The following is an 18,990-nucleotide window of genomic DNA, read 5'->3' as shown; positions in this document are numbered from 1 at the left end:
TCCCACCTACGGGCACGGTTGTTACGCAGGCTAGCGGTTCACGCTGAGTTGGGCGAACATTTCCGGACCGCGCGCATCCAACCATTTTCCCCCGAGCCGAACGCCAACCACGAAGAGGATGACGCCGAGCAAAGGTCCAACAGCCAGGTTGATCCAACCGGCCTCAGTACCCCCGCTGAAGGCCTGGACAGCCACCAATGCAAGCTCCGGAACGAGCAGGAGGGCCAAAACGCCCATACCGACGGCTTGCACTGCCAGCGTCTGGGCGACATTTCCCGGCGGTTTCTTGAACGGACTGTCTCCCGGCAAAGGTACTGCGATGTTATAGCGGGCCGAAATCACCGATGAGAGCCCCAGCCCGGTAAAGAGAGTTCCCAGCGACAACCCCAGAAGGTTGGGGAGCCATTGCCAGTCCCCAGTGACGAAAAGTGGCCCAATAGTAAAAACGAGCACCACTGGAAGTGAGATGGCCAAGCAGGCCAGGGAACGACCCAAGCGATCGTCAATGCCCTTGACGCCCGCCGCGAGGTGGAGCGCAAAAGCTGTGTTGTCATACGAGACATCGGCACAGATGGACCAAGCCATCATGAACGCTGTCAACGGTCCCAGGATCATGAGCAGGCCGTAGCTGCCACTCTGCGATCCGCTGAAGAAAAAGATGACGGGAAACAAGGGAACAATCACCAAAGAGGCCGCATACCTTGGATCCTTCATCCAGTAGATCAAAGCCCTGGCAGCAACTGCGCCTGCAGGAGTCCCGGGAAGAAGGGCAAACAATCCGAGCTTTCCACCCTTCCTGGCGGAGCCTCCGGAGTACGGGGGCGTTACCAAAGCACGCTGCAGCAGAAGATGCCAGCCCAGGAGGAGGCCGGCAATGGTTGCTGCAGAGATCAGAAATTTCAGCGCTGCGGTGCCGGTGTTGCCGGACTCCAGGTCTCCGCCCAAGGACCAGGCCGCACCCAGCGGCGTCCAGGACACAGTGCGGGCCAACAGGGGCAGGTAATCAGCACTGCCGCGAACGCCGTCCACAATTCCCACCATGATGGGTCCCAGCAGCATCAGCGGGATGAAGACAATAATGCTGCTCACGTCCTTGAAGCGTCGCGAGGAGGCAAGGCCGGCCGTCGCCGTCGTTACCACCTTGGACAGAACGATGCATGTAAGGGCACCCAGAATGGCACCCAAAAAGGCGCCGGCAGCAGCCGGAACGCTACGCCACCAGGTTCCCACCGTGCCCAAGGCGGCGAGCAAGGTAGCCAAACCCGGAATACCGATGAACCCCGCCAGGGCGAGCCCGGCCAGTAGTTGCCTCGGGGGAATCGCGAACGTGGTGAAGCGAGCGGGGTCCAACGTCATGTCCGCAGCGGAAGCGAGGAGCGGAATAATGGCCCATCCCAGCACCGTGGCCGCACCGCCCAGCACTACTACCGTGTGGGCAATCTCAGCATCAGCCCAACGCAAAGCAATGAGTCCGCCAATCAGAAGGGAAAGGACGCCCAAGGCATAGAGCAACCCGAGTGCCATCCCCACCAACTGCCATGGGCTGCGTTTGAATCCGTTAAGAAGCAGGCGCCACTTCAGGCTCAGAAGGTGCGCAACCATTCGAGCCCCTCCGTCCGGTGTCCGCCGCCCACCAATTGCACAAACCGTTCTTCCAGGGTGGAGCCGTTCCGAACCTCATCCACAGATCCAGCCGCCAGCACCCTACCGCCGGCAACCACGGCGACGTGGCTGCACATGCGCTGCACGAGGTCCATGACGTGGCTGGAAACGATGACAGTGCCGCCGGAAGCGACGTAACTCTCCAATATGCCACGGATGTTGGAGGCCGAGACGGGGTCCACCGATTCAAAGGGCTCATCCAGGACAAGGAGGCGGGGCGCATGAATCAGCGCAGAGGCCAAGGCGATCTTCTTGGTCATACCGGCCGAGTAATCAACAACCAAAGTGCCGGCGTCTGCCTGGAGATCGAGGGCGGCCAGCAATTCAGAAACCCGGGAACCCACAACATCACGATCCATGCCGCGGAGCAGTCCGGAATAGGTGACCAGCTGTTCGCCCGTCAGCCTGTCAAAAAGGCGCACGCCATCGGGCAGGACGCCCATGAGCTTCTTGGCTTCCAAGGGCCGGGCCCAAACATCAACGCCGTGGACCAGAGCCGTGCCAAAGTCGGGCCGCAACAGGCCGGTAGCCATGGACAGTGTTGTGGTCTTGCCGGCACCGTTGGGGCCAACCATCCCGTAGAAGGAACCCGCGGGGACCTCCAGGCTTACGCCATCGACGGCGATCTTCTCACCGAAACGCTTGGCCAGGCCGCGGATGGACAATGCGGCCAACGGCGCGCCCTCAGCCGGGCCACTGGCGGCCAGCGGGAGGGTGCCGTCCGGTAATTGGTTGACCGGCTGCGTGGCCGAAGCTTGTGGAGGCGTGGACGCTTGTGGCGGCGCGGAAGTGGGCGTGGGTTCATGGCGTGGTTCCGTCATGGACCCAGCCTAGCCTTGCCAACACGAACCTGAGGAGGTCCTAGAAGCCGTGGCGGGGAACGGCCCGCTGGTACTGCGGAACCCACGGAATATCGTGGCCGAGTTCGTATGCAGCCCTGAGCCACCAGTGCGGATCCCGCAATGCGGCACGTGCCATGAAAACCGCATCCGCCCTGCCGTTCGCCACAATATCCTCCGCTTGCGTGGCACTCGTGAGCAAGCCCACCGCGCCGGTGGGGACTCCGGCGTCATTCTTTACCTGCTGTGCAAATCCAGCCTGGTATCCGGGCACAGCCCTGATCTGCTGATGCGCTACTGCGCCGCCGCTGGAGACGTCCACAAGGTCAACGCCACGTTCGGCAGCAGCGCGGGCCAGGCGAACAGAAGCCTCGACGTCAACCCCGCCGTCAGCCCAGTCCGACGCGGAAATGCGGAGCAGCAGCGGCATGGAGTCCGGAATGACTTCCCTGACCGCATCCACCACGGCGAGCATGAGCCGATTGCGCCCCTCCTCATTTCCACCCCAGCCATCGGTCCGGGTGTTGATGAGCGGGCTTTGGAACTGGTGCAGGAGGTACCCGTGGGCTCCGTGGATTTCCACAGTGTCGAAACCCGCCGCAACTGCCCGGCTGGCAGCGGCGGCAAAGTCGGCCACCACGCCATGGATATCCGCGTCGCTCATGGCTTCCGGTGCGGCGTAGCCGTCAAACGGATCGCTGCTCGGCCCGGAGGTGGCCCATCCGCCGTCGGACTCCGGAACAGAGCCGGAACGATCGGAAAATGGCCAATACGTAGATGCCTTGCGCCCGGCGTGGGCAAGTTGCGCCCCTATTTTGGAATCGACGGCGCCATGCCGGTGGACGAACGCCACTATGCGCTCCCATCCGGCCGCCTGCTCATCGGAGTACAAGCCAGCGTCCAAGGGGCTGATTCTGCCTGCAGCGTTCACCGCCGCCGCCTCACTCAGGATGAGCGCGGCGCCGCCGGCTGCAAAAGAACCCAAGTGCATCAAGTGCCAGTCGTTGGGGACGCCTTCGCCGGTCTCCGGGTGGCAGCTGTACTGGCACATGGGCGATACCCAACCGCGGTGGGGAACGGTAAGCGAGCGCAGCTGAAGCGGAGTGAACAGCGCGGACGGCACTAGAAGAGAACCCTCGCGAGCCCTTGGCGCGCTTTTGCCACCCGTTCGTCCTGGGTTCCCACAACTTCGAAGAGCTCAAGGAGGCGCACGCGGGCGGTCTCACGCTCGGGACCGAAATTCCTGCCAATAAACGTGATGATGCGGTTGAAGGCGTCATCGATGTGGCCGCCGGAGACGTCAAGGTCGGCCACGGTCAACTGGGCCTGCACGTTGTCCGGCTCTTCGGCGGCGAGCTCGCGGAGGCTTTCTGCCTCGGGGGCCGAGAGCTGGTCTAATCTGGCCATCAGCTCAACCTGAGCCAAACCGGCCTTGGCGTCGGTGTCTGCCGGCTGTTCGAGGAGCGCCTGCTTGTAGGCTGCGGCTGCACCGGCGTAATCGCCGACCTCAATCGCGTCAATGGCTGCCTGATGGAGTGGCGGCAGTGGTGCGGGTTCCGCGTCCTCCGCCGGTGCGGCATCACCTATGCTGCCGGTGACCCCGTTCGCTGCAGCAACCTTGAGAAGTTCCTCAACCAGGTTTCGGATCTGTTCGTCATCCGCTGGTCCTTGGAAGAGCGGGACGGGCTGCCCCTTGACCACGGCAACTGCTGTGGGAACAGCCTGAACTTGGAAGGCCTGTGCCAGTTGCGGGAAGGTGTCCACATCGGCGGCTGCAAGCACCAAGCGACCACCGTAAGTCTCAACAACACGTTCGGCGGCATCGAGGACGGCCGGTGATTCGGGCGCATAGCGCGACCAAAGAAGGAAAAGCACGGGGATCTGTGCGGACAATTGCACCAGATCCTGGAAATTTGATTCGGTTGCATCCACTCGAAGTGGTGCTTTGCCGGTTTCGCCCCCTTGGGGCGTGCCATCCGCCGGCGATCCGCCCTCTGCCGAAGCAGAGGGGGCCGGCACTGGCGGGGCGGCCGGGCGGCGCAGCGACGACAAGTCAACGGCACCGCGAAGATTGAGCTGGCTGGCAGCGGCTGGAGTGGGTCGGTATCCGGGCGAACTCATACCGTCCACTCTAGCCGCTGCCCTGCCATGGGTACGCCTTACTTGAAGCTGGCTCCGACCAGCCCGCGGGTAGCCGCCACGAGCTTCATGGGGTCGGCAGAACCTGCCGGCGGAATGTACACGGCCACGGATTCGGCGAAGTTCAGAACCATGCCCGTGGTGGTTTCCTTACCACCGGCGAATACTGCGGAATCGTCTTCAAGCACCAGCTTGTCGCCTGCAGCCTTGGGTGTGCCTTCGAAAGCGAAATCCAAACGCCCCACAACCACGGCGCCGCCGTCAGCTGTCTTCAGGACCACAGTCTGGTTGGTGACCGGCGTGTGCGTGAACTTGAAGTTTGCGCTGGTTCCGTTCTTCACAGTGTCCGCCTGGTAGGCCAGTGCCCCTGCAATGTAAGGGGATGACTGCCCATCGGCCAACTTGCTTCGGTTGGGCGACTCCGGATTCGTCAGCATTTCGCTCAGGATTTCCAAGGCCTCATTACCGCTGTAGGCCAGGCCAGTGCTGTCGCTCGCGGGTACAGGCTCAGTTCCGTTGCGCGGAATGGGGAAGGACGGGAAGTTAGTGCCAGGCTGTAGCGGCGCACTGCCCCACAGCTTGTAGTTTTCACGAGGCGAAAGCTGCACAAGGGTCAGGACCTGCGGCACCACGTTTCCTTCACCCTGGGTGAGGGCGAAGACCGTTCGGGGCCAGTCCCGCTTGGTGCTGATAACGCTGCTCTGAAGCTTGGTGGCCCGCACCGGCATACGCGGCTCGTAGGCAGACACTGCGGACCGGATCTTGTAGTTCTGGGTCCGGATCTGGAGTTCCATCTTGTCTACTCGCGGGGCCAGTTTAGCCGCGTCCTTGGCTGCGTCCGCCGCATCCACAGTGCTCGCTACCTGCTCAAGGATCCGCTGCAGCTGGGATTCCAGCATGACAGGCGTGGCGGCCTCAGCGTCGGCCGCAGCTGACGAGGTCGTGGTGGCCTCGGGGGTCGTGGTGGCTTGGGCGGCGACTGCCGTCCCTCCGACCAGGACGGCGGCCATCGTAGCGGCGAGGGCCGTGACGCGGAGGGCTGGACCTTCGGCGCCGGCACCAGGACGACGACCTTTGTTGCCAGCAGGCGGCTGAACAGTAGGCGACTGGGTTGTAGCCGCCTCAACGCCCGGCGACTTGGCAGTAGAGGACTGAACCGGGAGCGCGGTGGTCTCTCCGCCATCGCGCGGCTCGTCGTCGTCGTGCTTGCGGCGGTTGCTGAGCGCTTTGGCGATGAACGGCAGCGCCGCTCCGATCAGGATGATGATGATGCCCAAGACAATCAGCGGCACTGCCCAGGGGGTGGTGGCGTTGTTCGGGAACGTCATGGAAATCGACGACGGCGCAGGCTGGGTACCGTCGCCGGCAACCAACAGGGACCACTCACCATCAGCGGGAGGGTTCCAGGTGTAGTCCAAATCGCCGCTGGCATCCTCGGTGCTGACCCACAAATCGGATCCAGCCGGGGAAGGCGCCGTGGCCTCGCCGTCAGCAGAGGACACCTCCAGCGACTTCTGGTCCGCAGAGACACCGGTCAACGTGTTGTGGGCAGTCTCGCCGACCCAGGCTTCGACGTCGTCCGGGCGTCCCGTAGCGACGATGAAGTTGCCTTCACCCTGGATCTTGATCTTCACCGGCCCGTCATGGAGGGCGATCAACTTTTGGTCGATCACGGTCAGCGGGGCAGCTGTGGTATCGCTGGGAACCGAAGCCGTCACGGTCTCGGAGGGGGCCCAAAAAGTCAGCTGGCCAATACCGGCCAGCATCGTCAGCAGGCCCAGCAGCACCAGCAAGGCTGCAGTCTTCAAACGCACAGGATCACCTATCATCAGCGGTCGTTGAACTTCAAGGGTAACCGTTTTGTTATCAGAGAGTCAGATCGAGGTGATCTCCCCGACATCCCGAAAAGCCCGCCACCGCGCCGCTGCAGCGCCAATCCGCGCTCCTGATAGTGTGGCGATGATCATGATATACGGGCCTTCCAGCGCCTAAGTCCACCCTTTACCACCACTGAAAAGGCAGCCAAACCGCGTGAAAGACCACATGGAGCCCCGTCCCGTCGATGAGCCCGGGTCAAGTGCGGTGGATGCCCCCTCCGAGGGCACTGCCGCGACGGTTCCGGCTGCGGCGGTTCCAGTCCGCACCGGACGCCTGGCTGCAATCAGCCGCAGGCTGAGGCAACCCATCCCCGGCGCCCGGAACCGCGTACGTTTCGAGATGCCCCCGGAAGCTGAATCGGATGAAGGCCGCGAAGGCTTCCGCCCCGAGGACGACCACGGCTTCGGCGCCCCTGGCCCGCGGATGTCATCCCAGCACCCTGTATATGTCGGATTCATGGGTACTGCAGGTGTCGGCATTGCGTTGGCCGTGTTCTACATCGCCAGCAACACCACCCAGCTCATCTTGTGGATCGTGGCGGCACTCTTCATCGCCCTCGGACTTGATCCCGTGGTCCGCTGGCTGGAAGGCCGCAAAGTGCCCCGGCCCGCCGGCATCCTCATATCCGTCTCAGCCCTTGTGCTCGCGGTGGCCGGATTCTTCGCAACGCTGATTCCCACCATCGTCGAACAGGTATCGGAAATCGTCCGCCAAGCCCCGGACTGGATCCGCAGCTTCCTGGACTCGGACTTCTTCCGCAACGCAGACAGCCAATTTGGCGTACGTGACCGCATCACCACCGAACTGGACAAGTTCGTCAAGGATCCCGAAGCGATGGGCGGAATCTTCGGCGGTGTGGTCGGTTTCGGGTCCACCGTTGCCAACGGCCTGTTCGGTTCCCTGATCGTACTGGTCCTCAGCCTCTACTTCCTGGCAGCCCTGCCATCCATGAAGAAGTGGGCCTATCGCCTCGCTCCCCGGTCCCGCCGTCCACGTGTTGAGGCGCTTTCCGAAGCGATTACCGACTCCGTGGGCAACTACGTCATAGGCCAGGTTTGCGTTGCCCTGCTGAACGCCATTTTTGCCTTCATCCTGATGACCATCCTGGGCATCCCCTTCAGCGTCCTGCTTGCCTTCGTTGTTGCCCTGCTGGCGTTCATTCCCCTGGTAGGCGGCATGATCGCCGCTGTCGTGGTCATCCTTGTAGCACTCACCGCCGGCTGGCAGACAGCCGTGATCTATGCGATCGCCTACTTCGCCTACCTGCAGTTCGAGGCGTACTTCATCTCACCGCGCATCATGCAGCGTGCAGTAGCTGTACCGGGGGCCGTGGCGGTGATCTCGGTGATTGCCGGCGGCAGCCTGCTCGGCGTCCTTGGCGCACTGATCGCCATTCCGACGGCGGCAGCCATCATGCTGCTGATCAAGGAAGTATTCATCGTCCGCCAAGATCGGCACTGAGTACCCCGCCCTCCACAGGTTCTTCATACAGATAATGCCCCTGAACACGATGTGTTCCCAGAGGCATTTTCTGCACACAGGCTCAACGGTTCGCGACCGGGTCAAGCACTAGCGACCGTACTAGGCACTCGCGACCGGCCCCGCCCACTCGCGTGGCAGGCCGTCCACTCCGGCACCTGCATGAGTGACGTCGTCGACGATTTCATCCAAGACGCGGGCCGCGTACTTCTCGCCCACCCAAAGGTGTTTTGCACCGTCGACGCCGACAAGCCGGGCCTGCGGCACCAGGCTGAACCGCTGGGCTGCTTCGGCAGGCTGCAGGTAGTCGTCATGCTCCGGCACCAGGACCGTGAGCGGCATGCCGGAGGCGGCCCACTCCTTGAGGTGCACATCAGTGGCGCGGTGCAAGGGTGGGGACAGCAGCACTGCACCTTCGATTTCCGGGGCCACCGGCTCCACCGCCCCGTACATGAGGGCAAGCTCGGTACCGAAGGACCACCCGACGAGCCAGCGGTTCGGGAGCCCGCGTTCCACGGCGAAACGGACGGCAGCCTCAACGTCGTAGCGCTCCCCAATGCCCTCCTCGAACTGGCCATCGCTGGTGCCACGCGGTGATGCCGTGCCCCGCGTGTTGAAGCGCAGGACTGCAACTCCCGACAGCGCGGGCAGCCGGTAGGAGGCCTTCCGGTAGACGTGGGAATCCATGAACCCGCCGTGCGTGGGCAGCGGGTGGAGGGTTATCAACGTCGCGGTGACCTCCCCTGATTCCGGCAACGCCAGTTCGCCCAGCAATACCTTGCCGTCCTCGGTGGTGAACTCCACGTTCTCGCGGCGGGCGGGAAGGACCGTGGAGGCGCGGATCTCCGATGGCGCGTCCTGCGGGGTAAACACGAACGAGGCGGGGTCGAAAGTCATGCAACCAAGCCTAAGGGAATCAGCGGTAGCGGTACGTCCTGCCCGTCCAGCAGTTGGTGTGCCAGTGCCTGCGTTCGGCCAGCCCTGCGGCTTGTCCAAACAGGTGACTGTCGGACCACACCACCAGATGCGCGATGCCGGGGACGATAGCGGTGGAGCAACCGGGGCAGATGTATTGCTTTTCCGCCTTCTTGGCCGTCATGGTCCGCACCATCCAGTCCCCGTCCGGTGCACTTTCGCGCCGGGCGATACCACCGCGCGCCCGCTCAAGGTCGAGCTCCGGCGTCGGTTCCGTCCATTTGCTGCCGCCGGCGCTGCCGGAGCGTGTGCTGGACGCGTTGCGACGAGGACGGTTGGAGCGGGGCATGCTTCCATTCTGCCTCAGCCACCCTGTTGTAGATGGTGAGACGGTAATGTGGGGCGGGTGCGACTCGTCATAGCCCGTTGTTCTGTTGATTACGTTGGCCGCCTCAAGGCCCATCTTCCCCTCGCTACCCGGCTCCTGCTGGTCAAAGCGGATGGTTCGGTGTTGGTGCATTCCGACGGCGGTTCCTACAAGCCGCTGAACTGGATGAGCCCCCCTGCAACCCTTCGTGTGACCACGCCTGAGGAAACCGAAGTGGAAGAAGGGGTGGTGGAACAGTGGACCGTCCAGTCCGCTAAGACGGACGACCGCCTCATCATCAACATCTACGAGCAATTGCATGACACCTCGCACGAGCTCGGCACTGATCCCGGCCTGATCAAGGACGGCGTCGAAGCAGACCTCCAAAGGCTGCTGGCCGAACAAATCGAGCTTCTGGGGTCCGGCTACTCCCTCATACGCCGCGAGTACTTCACCGCTATCGGCCCTGTGGACATCCTGGCCAGGGATGCTGACGGCGCCACCGTTGCCATTGAGCTGAAACGGCGCGGAGACATCGACGGCGTCGAACAACTCACGCGGTATCTCGAACTGCTCAACCGCGACCCCCTGCTGGCTCCCGTGAGGGGGATTTTCGCCGCCCAACAAATCAAGCCCCAAGCGAAGGTACTGGCCAACGACCGTGGAATCGATTGCGTCACGCTGGATTATGACGCCATGCGCGGTGTGGATGACAGCGAGTCACGGCTCTTCTGAGTTTTCCCCTTCGGGAGACTGTGCCGCAGGCCACTAGAATCAGAATTATGACTGTCGCATCCGGTTTTCCCTCTTCCTCCGCTCCGAGCCACCAGATCATCCGAGGAACACTCGTCAGCGACGGGGAGGTAGTGGAAGACGGCCTGGTTGCGGTCGACGGGGACAGAATTGCCTACGCGGGGCCGGCCAAAGGCTTCGATCCCGAAGATTTTGAGGGTTTCCAAAGCGCAATCCGCTTGGGGATTCCCAGCGGCAGCTACCTCTTCCCAGGACTCGTGGACGTTCACTGCCATGGTGGCAACGGCGGCGATTTCCCTGGCGGCGAAGAAGGCTCGGCGCGCAGGGCAGTGGAGTTCCTCCATCGCTCAGGGACCACCACTTTCCTGGCAAGCATGGTCACCGCTCCCCGGGCAGATCTCCTTCGAGGCATCGAGCTTTACGTGAAGCTAGTGGATGAAGGCCTCGTGGCCGGCATTCACTTGGAAGGCCCCTTCCTGTCCCATGCCCGTTGCGGGGCCCAGAATCCGGAATACCTGCTGGAGCCCGACCTGGAGCTCATGGACGAACTGGTGGGAGCCGCGGCCGGTAAGCTCGCCACCATGACTTACGCCCCGGAGCTTCCGGGGGCAGCTGCCTTGGTGGACTTGATGACTTCCCATGGAGTCACTCCCTCCTTGGGGCACACGGACTGCGACGACGCCACAGCCGCGGCGTCCCTGGCTGCGGCCCGCGAGGGACTCGAGTCAGCAGGATTCGACGGCGTCAGCTCGCTTCCCACGGTCACGCACCTTTTCAACGGAATGCCTCCCCTGCATCACCGCGCCCCTGGTCCCGTTGCGGCATGCCTGCGCATGGCCCAGGAAGGGAAGGCGGTTGTTGAACTCATTGCTGACGGAACGCATTTGGACCCCAGCACCGTGGCCACCGTCTTCCAGTTGGTGGGAGCGGGCAACATCGTGCTGGTAACGGATTCCATGGCGGCGGCAGGACTGTCCGATGGCAACTACATGCTTGGCCCGTCGCCGGTCACTGTCAGCGACGGCGTGGCCACGCTGGATGCCACCGGCTCCATCGCCGGAGGCACCTCCACGCTCCTGGAAGTCGTCAGCAAAACGGTGGCAGCCGGCGTCGCGCTTCCCGACGCCATTTGCTCGGCAACGGCGGTCCCGGCCGCTGTCCTGGGACTTTCCGACGAAATAGGCGGGCTCCGTCGGGGACTGCGGGCTGATGTCGTTGTAACAAACGAGGATCTGGAACTGACAGGCGTAATGCGCAATGGCCAGTGGTTGTCTTAGTTGAGCGACTGCCCTGGTTGCAGGAAAAGGACTTTGGTAATTGCAGAAGCCGACGTTACCTTCTTTTTACCGAAAATTTTCCTGAATTGCCCAAAACACCGTTGACCTCCGGCAGAGCTCATGAAAGTGTTGTAGCAGTCTTTGTGTAGGTGGTTTTCATGCTCGCAAGACCAGTTGCGAGCGTGAAGCTCCTGCGAATCAACCAAGCCCCGGCTTGTGCGGTATTCAGGTCTTCTCGCGGAGTAACAAACCCGGTACGAGGTGTATCGGACTGATGTTCCACAACGAGGAGAAATACATGGCACTGGGAACCGTCAAGTGGTTCAACGCTGAAAAGGGCTTCGGCTTCATCACCCCGGATGACGCGGATGGGGACGTTTTCGTTCACTACTCCGAGATCCAAACCGGTGGCTTCAAGACCCTCGATGAGAACCAGCGCGTTCAGTTCGAGATCGGTCAGGGAGCCAAGGGCCCCCAGGCAACCGGCGTTACGGTCGTCTAGTCTTACCCGTTGATCTCTGCTTGTTGCAGATACAACAAACACGTTGACCCTGGCTTCCGAGCCGGGGTCAACGCGTCTTAACCTAAAGAATGCCCGCCACAATACGCAGCTTGTCAACAAGACTTGTTACTAACCATGAAGAAATACCAAAAGGGTCCTTCCGATAAGTGTTGACAATTCAACCAACCAAGCTTCGAAGCAGCCGCGCGGAATGCCGGACTGACAATCCCGGAAGATAGGCCCTGCTGAGCGCACGCCCAATTGCAGGAAGATGCAGCGGGTCTTGGTAATACATGTACAAGGTTCTGTACTCGGGCTGGAACCTCGACTTAAAGGACGCCAGCGACCTGAATCCGTAAACAGGTTCCAAGGCGTGCCCCACCACCTCCAGTAGTCCTGCCAGACCTTTGGCCCGCTGCTCGATTTCGCCCTTTTCCCGGGCTAAAGGCGAACCGGACAAAGAAATCAGCTCCACCGAATCCCGCAGGTGCAAAACAGCCGAAGCTATCAGGAACTCCATGACCCCCGGGAAAGCATCGCCCCGTCGCCGCATGAAGTCCAGTGTCCAACTGACAATCACACCTTCCTCATAGACGGGAAGCCAACTGGTGACGCCATAGACAAAACCCTTGTCGTCCAAAGCGACGCAGCACAGGACGTCGTCGTCATCCAACTCGTCCAGGCCTCCCATGGTGAAGCCCATTTCCGGGATTTTTTTCTGGGCAGCCCATTCCTCGGAAACCTCACTCACTTGGGCACGCACTCCATGCGGGAGTTCGGAGTATCGGCCCCACCTGGCCGTGATCCCCATCTTCGCGGCACGGTTGAGGGATGTTCTGACGTTTTGCCACTCCTTGCCCTTGAACTCCAGGCCCGTGATCCGCAGTCGAGTCTCCTGGGCAACCGGCACCCGGCGGAATCCGCGCGAGTGCAGCATGGGCCAGAGTTCGTCCGTGCAGGAGTAGAGGCATGGCGTCAACGCATGCTGCGAGCAATACTCCAGGAAGCCTTTGGCGGTAGCCGCGTGATGCTGCCTTGCTCCGAAAGGACCAGCCAGCGTCAACGCCACGTGGCTGTGCTGCTGGTAGGCGACTCCCCCGGTACCTTCGGGAGTGAACCAGTATTTGTTTGGCTCCCAAAGAGCCATCCATGACAATGAATCTCCGCCCCGCTTCACCAGGGCACGTGCACCCTGACGCGCCTGACGGTCAAGTCCACCCGTGTGGTGTCCGCGGATCAGCAGCACCCATACGCCAATCAAGGCAACGAACCAAAACACCGTACCGGAGTAGGAAAAGAGGAAAACTTCCAGCACGTCGCGGTCAGCAAAAACCTTGCGGTAAACACCCGGAAGCGGCACGGGGAGATACTGCCTGGCTAGCTCAGCCACCAGACCCAGCACACCGCCGTCGCGAACCAGGCCACCGGAAGCCAGCCATACCGCTGCGTAGGCCAAGCCCAGCCCTAGCCCAGTCAAGCCGACCACCCAGAACACCTTCCGGCGCAGGTGGTCGGAGGTCACCACCCGGAAGTGGCCCCGATAGGCGAACAGGAGAAGCGCCAAAGCCAAGGGGACCAGCACAAGCGGAATGATGTGAACCACGGCCGAGTTGAGCATTCCCGCATGGGGGCGTCCTGCCGGCCTCGGCATACCGGCAAAAAGGCCAAGATAGATCGTGGACAAGACGACCACCACCAACTGCACGCCGATGGCAATTCCCAACGCGAGCCGGCGTCCGCGCCTCATGCCGTCGGCACAGATCAAGAGCAGGACAACCGGCACAACTGCCAAGGCCAAACCGAACGGTCCTGTGTAACCCTGGCGTGCAATCTCGAGGCAAGCGACGTCGATGGTGCCCCCGCAGTTGCTTTCCAGTTGGCTCAGGGTTGGCAGCGGGTTAAGGATGACGTCACGCAACAGGGCCAACGGCCCCGATGGACTCTTGGCTGCCGCGGTCACGATGGGACCCACGGCGAAAATTGCCATGGTCAGTGACAGGAGGTTCCGGATTTCACGGCTGGTGGACCTATGCAGGTGGAGATGGCCTTGGCTGCTTTGCATCCACCAGCCGGCGAGCAAGCCAATCAGGGCGCCCAGAAAACCAACAACTGTCTCCGCATGACCTACGTAGAGCACCAGCAACAGGGAAATGGAAAGCACCACTGTGCGCAGGCGACGCTGCCACAATGTGGGCAGGAGCGCACTCGCGGCCAAAGCCGTAGCAAGAATAGCACCGTATGGTCCGATCAGGCGGGTATCAGCCATCTCGGAAAGCCACCCGTCATCGACGTATTGCGCCACCTGGGTCACCAAGAGGAAGGCCGATATACAGCCGAACTGGCTCCCGAAGAACACTCCAGCCGTTTTAGGGGAGCCCAACTGCCGCTCTGCAAGTCCGAGCAGGAGCAAAATCATGAGGACGGCAGTGGCATAGGCCAACGGATTGGTGGTGAAGAACAGCGACGTCCAGATGGACCACCATTCTCCTGAGCGCAACCCTTCCAGGGACACACTGGCCACCGCAAGCCACGGCCGGGGTGGTCCAGTCAGGAAGCTCCCGGAGGCCAACGACAGGCCCACAAAAACGGCAAGCACGAGCAGGGTGAACGGCGTTGACCGCAAATGCCGGCCCGCCTGCCTCAGCGCAGGCTCCGCCACACCTCTGAGGGTAAGGCTCACCGCGGCAACCCCCACCGGGTGGCCAGGAAGTCGAGTCCGCCGGGCATTCCACGGATCACTGCATCCCAGGAGTGTCCGGCCTGAGGAATTGAATGATCTTCGGTTTCAAAACCAGCGTTTCGTGCCGCGTCAGCAAGCTCATGCATGTAGTCAGTGAACTCGTGGTCAGCTTCGCCCGAAACCAGATACACCCCGCTGCCGGCAAAGTTGCGCTGCTGCATCAACACCAGAGGTGTCCGGGATTCGAAGGCTTCAACGTCGCCGTCGAACGAGTCCGCAATGGTCTTGCTTCGATCTTTGGCCAGGGCAGGTTCCCTTTCTGCGGCGAAAGGCAGAATGGATGCGAACAGATCCGGGTGCAAAGTTCCCATTTGCATGGCGCATGTGCCGCCAAAAGAGAAACCGCCAACGGCCCACTGCTTGTGATCAGTCGCCACATCCAAAGTCTGAGTGATCCAGGCCGGGACATCCTTCGAAAGATAGGTGTCCACCGAGGCGATGTTGCTGTCCATGCACATGGTGTTGGCGTTGGCTGATCCGTTGGGGTCGACCACCACTGTGACAGGAGCAATCCCGTGATGATTTTCAGCGAACTGGTCCAGCAGGGAACGGAGCTGGCCACCAGTCAGCCAATCCGCCGGACCACCCGGCTGCCCGGCGAAGAGCACCAACACAGGCAGGCTGGGACGGGATGCGGTCTGATAGGCGGGTGGCAAGTAAACATATGCTTCCCGTGCGTTGAAGCCGGAGACCGTACCGGGAATGTCAGCTCTGCGCAGGACGCCGTTTCGGGGCATGGAATCCGGGGCTTTCCATGTGGAGGGGGCCTGACCGGGCTTTGCTTCTGCAGTGCGTTTGAGGCTCGATTCCAGTGGCTGTATGCGCGCCACCGCAGTACCCAGCAGGTCCGAGACCGTGTTATTCAATCCGAAATAGAGATTAATCTGGACCACGCATAAGAGCACGACGCCGAGCATCGCCACCACACTGAACGAGCGGCCGCGCCAGGAGTTTCGGGGGAAGCGCGCAGCGCACAGGAGAAGGGCTGCGACGGCGGGGACTGCCCAAGCTACAGTCTGAAAGGGAAGGTTCTCCGAGAACGTGGCCATAAGATCCACCAGGATCCAGTGAATCAGCGCCACGACACCTACAGCGAGCAGTAAGCTGCTTGCGACGAACAGAGGCCAGGAACGTCGTCGACGCCATAGGAGGTAGGCCCCGCCTGCTGCACCACAGGCGATGCTGAACCAGAGGAACGGCCCATCAACCAGACTGACGTCCGAAAGAAAGTCCATGGCGCCTAACGCCAGGTTCCGACGCCAATGACCGGCCCAGCTTCAAGCCAGGACGACAAACCCGCATAGGCATCGAAATTCATGGCGAGCATGAACTTCTTGCCTTCGTACTGCAGTTCAACCACGACCACGCCAGGTTGTATCCTGACGAGCTCTTCTTCCGTGGGCTGGCGGCGGCCAAGCAATTCAAGTGAACTGCGCGTGAACTTGTGCTTGGGGATGACGCTCAGGGACATCAAGCGGAACCACTCGAGCTCATTGTCCTGATAACGACAAACCCCCATTTGCCAGCTGTTTCCAGCCATGCAAATGGAGGCGTCGACCGTGCCCAGGGCGCGCCGCAGATTGAAGCGGCGCACCCCGAAAAGGCACAGTGAAATGATCAGCAACGTAAACGCTGTTGCCAAGGCGATGAACGGAATAAGGGAATCGTCCATCAAGGTCGTGCTATCGGATCCCCGCTGTAGCCGCTTCGCCCAATTTGGCGTTGTCAGCAACAATGACCACGCGATCGTTGTCGACGGAGAAGAATCCGCCGTCAACAACTACTGCGATGCGATCACCGGAAACCGGCTGGATTGCCAGCTCGCCCGCGGCCATGATGGCCAGAAGGGGCGAGTGGCCCGGCAGGATTCCGATTTCACCATCACTGGTGCGGGCCTTCACCATCTTGGCCGCACCGGACCACACGAAGTGGTCCGCTGCGACAATCTCAACCTCGAGCTCAGCCATACTACTTGGTCTGTTCCTGGATCTTGGCCCACTGACGCTCAACGTCATCCAGGCCGCCGACGTTGAAGAACGCCTGCTCTGCGATGTGGTCCAGCTCGCCGTCACAGATGGCCGTGAAGCCTTCAACAGTGTCCTTGATGGACACGGTGGAGCCCTCGACGCCGGTGAACTGCTTGGCGGTGTAGGTGTTCTGGGAGAGGAACTGCTGGATACGACGTGCACGCGACACGACGATCTTGTCCTCTTCAGACAGTTCGTCAACACCGAGGATGGCGATGATGTCCTGGAGTTCCTTGTTCTTCTGCAGGATCTGCTTAACACGAACAGCCGTGTTGTAGTGATCCTTGCCGATGTACTGGGGATCCAGAATACGGGACGTGGACGTCAGCGGGTCAACGGCCGGGTACAAACCACGGGAGGCGATTTCACGGGAAAGTTCCGTGGTCGCGTCGAGGTGTGCGAAGGTCGTTGCCGGAGCCGGGTCGGTGTAGTCATCAGCCGGCACGTAAATGGCCTGCATCGACGTGATGGAGTGGCCCTTGGTGGAGGTGATGCGCTCCTGGAGCAGACCCATCTCGTCAGCAAGGTTGGGCTGGTAGCCCACAGCGGACGGCATGCGGCCGAGCAGTGTGGAAACTTCCGAGCCTGCCTGCGTGAAGCGGAAGATGTTGTCGATGAAGAGCAACACGTCCTGGTTCTGAACATCGCGGAAGTACTCCGCCATGGTCAGGGCGGACAGGGCCACGCGAAGACGGGTTCCCGGCGGCTCATCCATCTGGCCGAATACAAGGGCGGTGTCCTTAAGAACGCCTGCCTCTTCCATTTCAACCCAGAGGTCGTTACCTTCACGGGTACGCTCGCCAACACCGGCGAATACGGAAGTACCACCGAAGTTGCGGGCAACACGGGTGATCATTTCCTGGATCAGAACGGTCTTGCCAACGCCGGCGCCGCCGAACAGGCCGATCTTTCCACCCTTGATGTACGGGGTGAGAAGGTCGATGACCTTGATGCCGGTCTCGAGCATCTCCGTGGAGCCCTCGAGGGAAGCGAAGGACGGAGCCTTGCGGTGGATCGGCCAGTAGGCGTCTGCCTTGATCTCGGACTCTTCGACGTCCAGCGGCTTGCCGAGAACGTTGAAGATGTGGCCCTTGACGCCGTCGCCGACGGGCACGGAGATGGGAGAACCGGAGTCCCGCACAGTGGTGCCGCGGACGAGGCCGTCGGTTGCCTGCAGGGAGATGGCGCGAACGAGGTTGTCACCCAGGTGTTGGGAAGTCTCGAACGTGATGGTTTTCGTCTGGCCGTTGAGAGTGATCTCAGTGGTCAGAGCGTTGTAAATCGAGGGGATTGCGTCAGCCGGGAATTCGACGTCGACAACCGGACCAATAACACGGGCAATGCGGCCGGTAGCACCGGCCGTAGCTACGTGTTCGGTAGCAGTGGCAGTCATCTCTCTCACTTCACTCAGTAGATGGCGTGGGTTTAAGTTTATCTGTTTGGTGCAGGTGCGGCTTCGAGCCGAATTCGTTGGAGGCTAAGACGCGAGGGCGTCTGCGCCGGCCACGATTTCGGAAAGCTCCTGCGTAATCTCGGCCTGGCGGGCCGTGTTGCGAAGGCGCGTGTACTTCTTGATCAAGTCGGTAGCGTTGTCACCGGCCGACTTCATAGCACGCTGGCGGGCTGCGAGCTCGGAAGCTGCTGCCTGCAGCATGGCTGCGAAGATGCGGGACTCGATGTAACGCGGCAGCAGTGCGTCAAGCACCTGCTCTGTTTCCGGCTCAAACTCGTACAACGGCAACAGCTCGGATTCCGAGGCTGCTTCCTCTTCGACGACCTCCAACGGGAGCAAACGGATGACCGTCGGCTCCTGCGTCACCATGGACTTGAAGCGGGTGTATACAACGTGGATCTCGTCCACGCCGCCCTCTTCGAAGTCAGTGGAGAAGTCTTCAAGAAGTGCAGCTCCGACTTCCTGCGCGGTTTCGAATTCCGGTGCGTCGGTGCCACCAGTCCATACGCGGGCGTAGGACCGGTTGCGGAAATCGAAGTACGCCTGCGCCTTACGGCCAACCAGGTATGCCTTGACTTCCTTGCCTTCTGCGTGAAGAAGCTCGGTGAGACCTTCAGCCTGCTTGAGCACGCTCGCGGAGTACGATCCTGCAAGGCCACGGTCCGATGTAATGATCAGGACTGCGGCGCGGCGGATCTGCTCCGGCTCGGTGGTCAGCGGGTGGTCGATTTCGCTCTGAGTTGCGACAGCAGAAACGGCGCGGGTAATCGCGTTCGCGTAAGGCAGTGAAGCTGCTACGCGGGCGCGGGCCTTACCGATGCGCGAGGTAGCGATCAGTTCCATCGCCTTGAAGATCTTGCGCATCGACGTCGTCGAGCTGATCTTCTGACGGTAGACCCGAATCTGGGCTCCCATACTTATCCTTTCCTAAGTTTCCGATGTGCTGCCCTGCCGGGGCC

General features: G+C 61.5%; 17 protein-coding genes. 4 read left to right on the top strand and 13 right to left on the bottom strand.

What is annotated here, in order from left to right; genetic code table 11:
* Positions 1 to 30 precede the first annotated feature (30 nt).
* Genes ACZ881_RS01425 through ACZ881_RS01405 form a run of 5 tightly spaced genes read right to left on the bottom strand, consistent with a single transcriptional unit; the run spans position 31 to position 6,469 of the window.
* Positions 31 to 1,602 carry a transporter gene (locus ACZ881_RS01425; RefSeq protein ID WP_476112108.1) on the bottom strand — a complete coding sequence of 524 codons (1,572 nt, stop codon included), beginning with the start codon at positions 1,600 to 1,602 and terminating at the stop codon, positions 31 to 33.
* Entirely contained in the window at positions 1,584 to 2,483 is a 900-nt protein-coding gene (locus ACZ881_RS01420; RefSeq protein WP_091468368.1) for an ABC transporter ATP-binding protein, read from the bottom strand. Before ACZ881_RS01420 ends, ACZ881_RS01425 begins: the two co-directional genes overlap by 19 nt.
* Positions 2,484 to 2,523: 40 nt before the next feature.
* A complete protein-coding gene (locus ACZ881_RS01415) occupies positions 2,524 to 3,624 on the bottom strand; it encodes an NADH:flavin oxidoreductase/NADH oxidase (RefSeq protein WP_476112106.1) in 1,101 nt (366 codons plus the stop codon).
* A complete protein-coding gene (locus ACZ881_RS01410) occupies positions 3,624 to 4,622 on the bottom strand; it encodes a co-chaperone YbbN (protein WP_476112104.1) in 999 nt (332 codons plus the stop codon). Before ACZ881_RS01410 ends, ACZ881_RS01415 begins: the two co-directional genes overlap by 1 nt.
* A 38-nt stretch (positions 4,623 to 4,660) precedes the next feature.
* Positions 4,661 to 6,469, bottom strand: a complete 1,809-nt coding sequence (locus ACZ881_RS01405) for a DUF8094 domain-containing protein (RefSeq protein WP_476112102.1) — start codon at positions 6,467 to 6,469, stop codon at positions 4,661 to 4,663.
* 202 nt (positions 6,470 to 6,671) lie between these two features.
* Here ACZ881_RS01405 and ACZ881_RS01400 point away from each other — a divergent pair, with 202 nt between their 5' ends.
* Positions 6,672 to 7,979 (top strand): AI-2E family transporter, encoded by a 1,308-nt coding sequence (locus ACZ881_RS01400; RefSeq protein WP_476112100.1) that lies wholly within the window; start codon positions 6,672 to 6,674, stop codon positions 7,977 to 7,979.
* A 120-nt stretch (positions 7,980 to 8,099) separates the two neighbouring features.
* Here ACZ881_RS01400 and ACZ881_RS01395 read toward each other — a convergent pair whose 3' ends face one another.
* A complete protein-coding gene (locus ACZ881_RS01395) occupies positions 8,100 to 8,894 on the bottom strand; it encodes an alpha/beta hydrolase (RefSeq protein WP_476112098.1) in 795 nt (264 codons plus the stop codon).
* A 19-nt stretch (positions 8,895 to 8,913) separates the two neighbouring features.
* Entirely contained in the window at positions 8,914 to 9,261 is a 348-nt protein-coding gene (locus tag ACZ881_RS01390; protein ID WP_091468381.1) for an ATP/GTP-binding protein, read from the bottom strand.
* 57 nt (positions 9,262 to 9,318) lie between these two features.
* Here ACZ881_RS01390 and nucS point away from each other — a divergent pair, with 57 nt between their 5' ends.
* The 3 genes from nucS (at position 9,319) to ACZ881_RS01375 (ending at position 11,811) form a co-directional block, all read left to right on the top strand.
* Positions 9,319 to 10,014, top strand: a complete 696-nt coding sequence (gene nucS, locus ACZ881_RS01385) for an endonuclease NucS (RefSeq protein WP_178996812.1) — start codon at positions 9,319 to 9,321, stop codon at positions 10,012 to 10,014.
* Between the two features lie 47 nt (positions 10,015 to 10,061).
* Positions 10,062 to 11,309 carry an N-acetylglucosamine-6-phosphate deacetylase gene (locus ACZ881_RS01380; protein WP_091468385.1) on the top strand — a complete coding sequence of 416 codons (1,248 nt, stop codon included), beginning with the start codon at positions 10,062 to 10,064 and terminating at the stop codon, positions 11,307 to 11,309.
* Positions 11,310 to 11,607: 298 nt separating this feature from the next.
* Positions 11,608 to 11,811 carry a cold-shock protein gene (locus tag ACZ881_RS01375; RefSeq protein ID WP_017199737.1) on the top strand — a complete coding sequence of 68 codons (204 nt, stop codon included), beginning with the start codon at positions 11,608 to 11,610 and terminating at the stop codon, positions 11,809 to 11,811.
* Positions 11,812 to 11,989: 178 nt separating this feature from the next.
* Here the strand turns inward: ACZ881_RS01375 and ACZ881_RS01370 are convergent, their stop codons facing one another.
* The 6 genes from ACZ881_RS01370 to ACZ881_RS01345 all read right to left on the bottom strand — a co-directional run bounded on the left by ACZ881_RS01370 (position 11,990) and on the right by ACZ881_RS01345 (position 18,946).
* Entirely contained in the window at positions 11,990 to 14,506 is a 2,517-nt protein-coding gene (locus ACZ881_RS01370) for a bifunctional lysylphosphatidylglycerol flippase/synthetase MprF (protein ID WP_476112095.1), read from the bottom strand.
* Positions 14,488 to 15,786, bottom strand: a complete 1,299-nt coding sequence (locus ACZ881_RS01365; protein ID WP_476112093.1) for an alpha/beta hydrolase — start codon at positions 15,784 to 15,786, stop codon at positions 14,488 to 14,490. The genes ACZ881_RS01370 and ACZ881_RS01365 overlap by 19 nt, the downstream gene beginning before the upstream one ends.
* A gap of 5 nt (positions 15,787 to 15,791) precedes the next feature.
* Complete coding sequence (locus tag ACZ881_RS01360; protein ID WP_091468392.1) at positions 15,792 to 16,223, bottom strand: DUF2550 domain-containing protein; 432 nt, start codon at positions 16,221 to 16,223, stop codon at positions 15,792 to 15,794.
* 10 nt (positions 16,224 to 16,233) lie between these two features.
* Positions 16,234 to 16,518, bottom strand: a complete 285-nt coding sequence (locus tag ACZ881_RS01355; RefSeq protein ID WP_014922172.1) for a F0F1 ATP synthase subunit epsilon — start codon at positions 16,516 to 16,518, stop codon at positions 16,234 to 16,236.
* Between the two features lies 1 nt (position 16,519).
* Positions 16,520 to 17,971 (bottom strand): F0F1 ATP synthase subunit beta, encoded by a 1,452-nt coding sequence (gene atpD, locus ACZ881_RS01350; RefSeq protein WP_091468394.1) that lies wholly within the window; start codon positions 17,969 to 17,971, stop codon positions 16,520 to 16,522.
* An 84-nt stretch (positions 17,972 to 18,055) separates the two neighbouring features.
* Entirely contained in the window at positions 18,056 to 18,946 is an 891-nt protein-coding gene (locus ACZ881_RS01345) for a F0F1 ATP synthase subunit gamma (protein ID WP_011775258.1), read from the bottom strand.
* Positions 18,947 to 18,990 lie beyond the last annotated feature (44 nt).

It is taken from the genome of Paenarthrobacter sp. TE3676, assembly GCF_056279165.1.
This window is presented reverse-complemented; position numbering and strand designations above follow the sequence as displayed.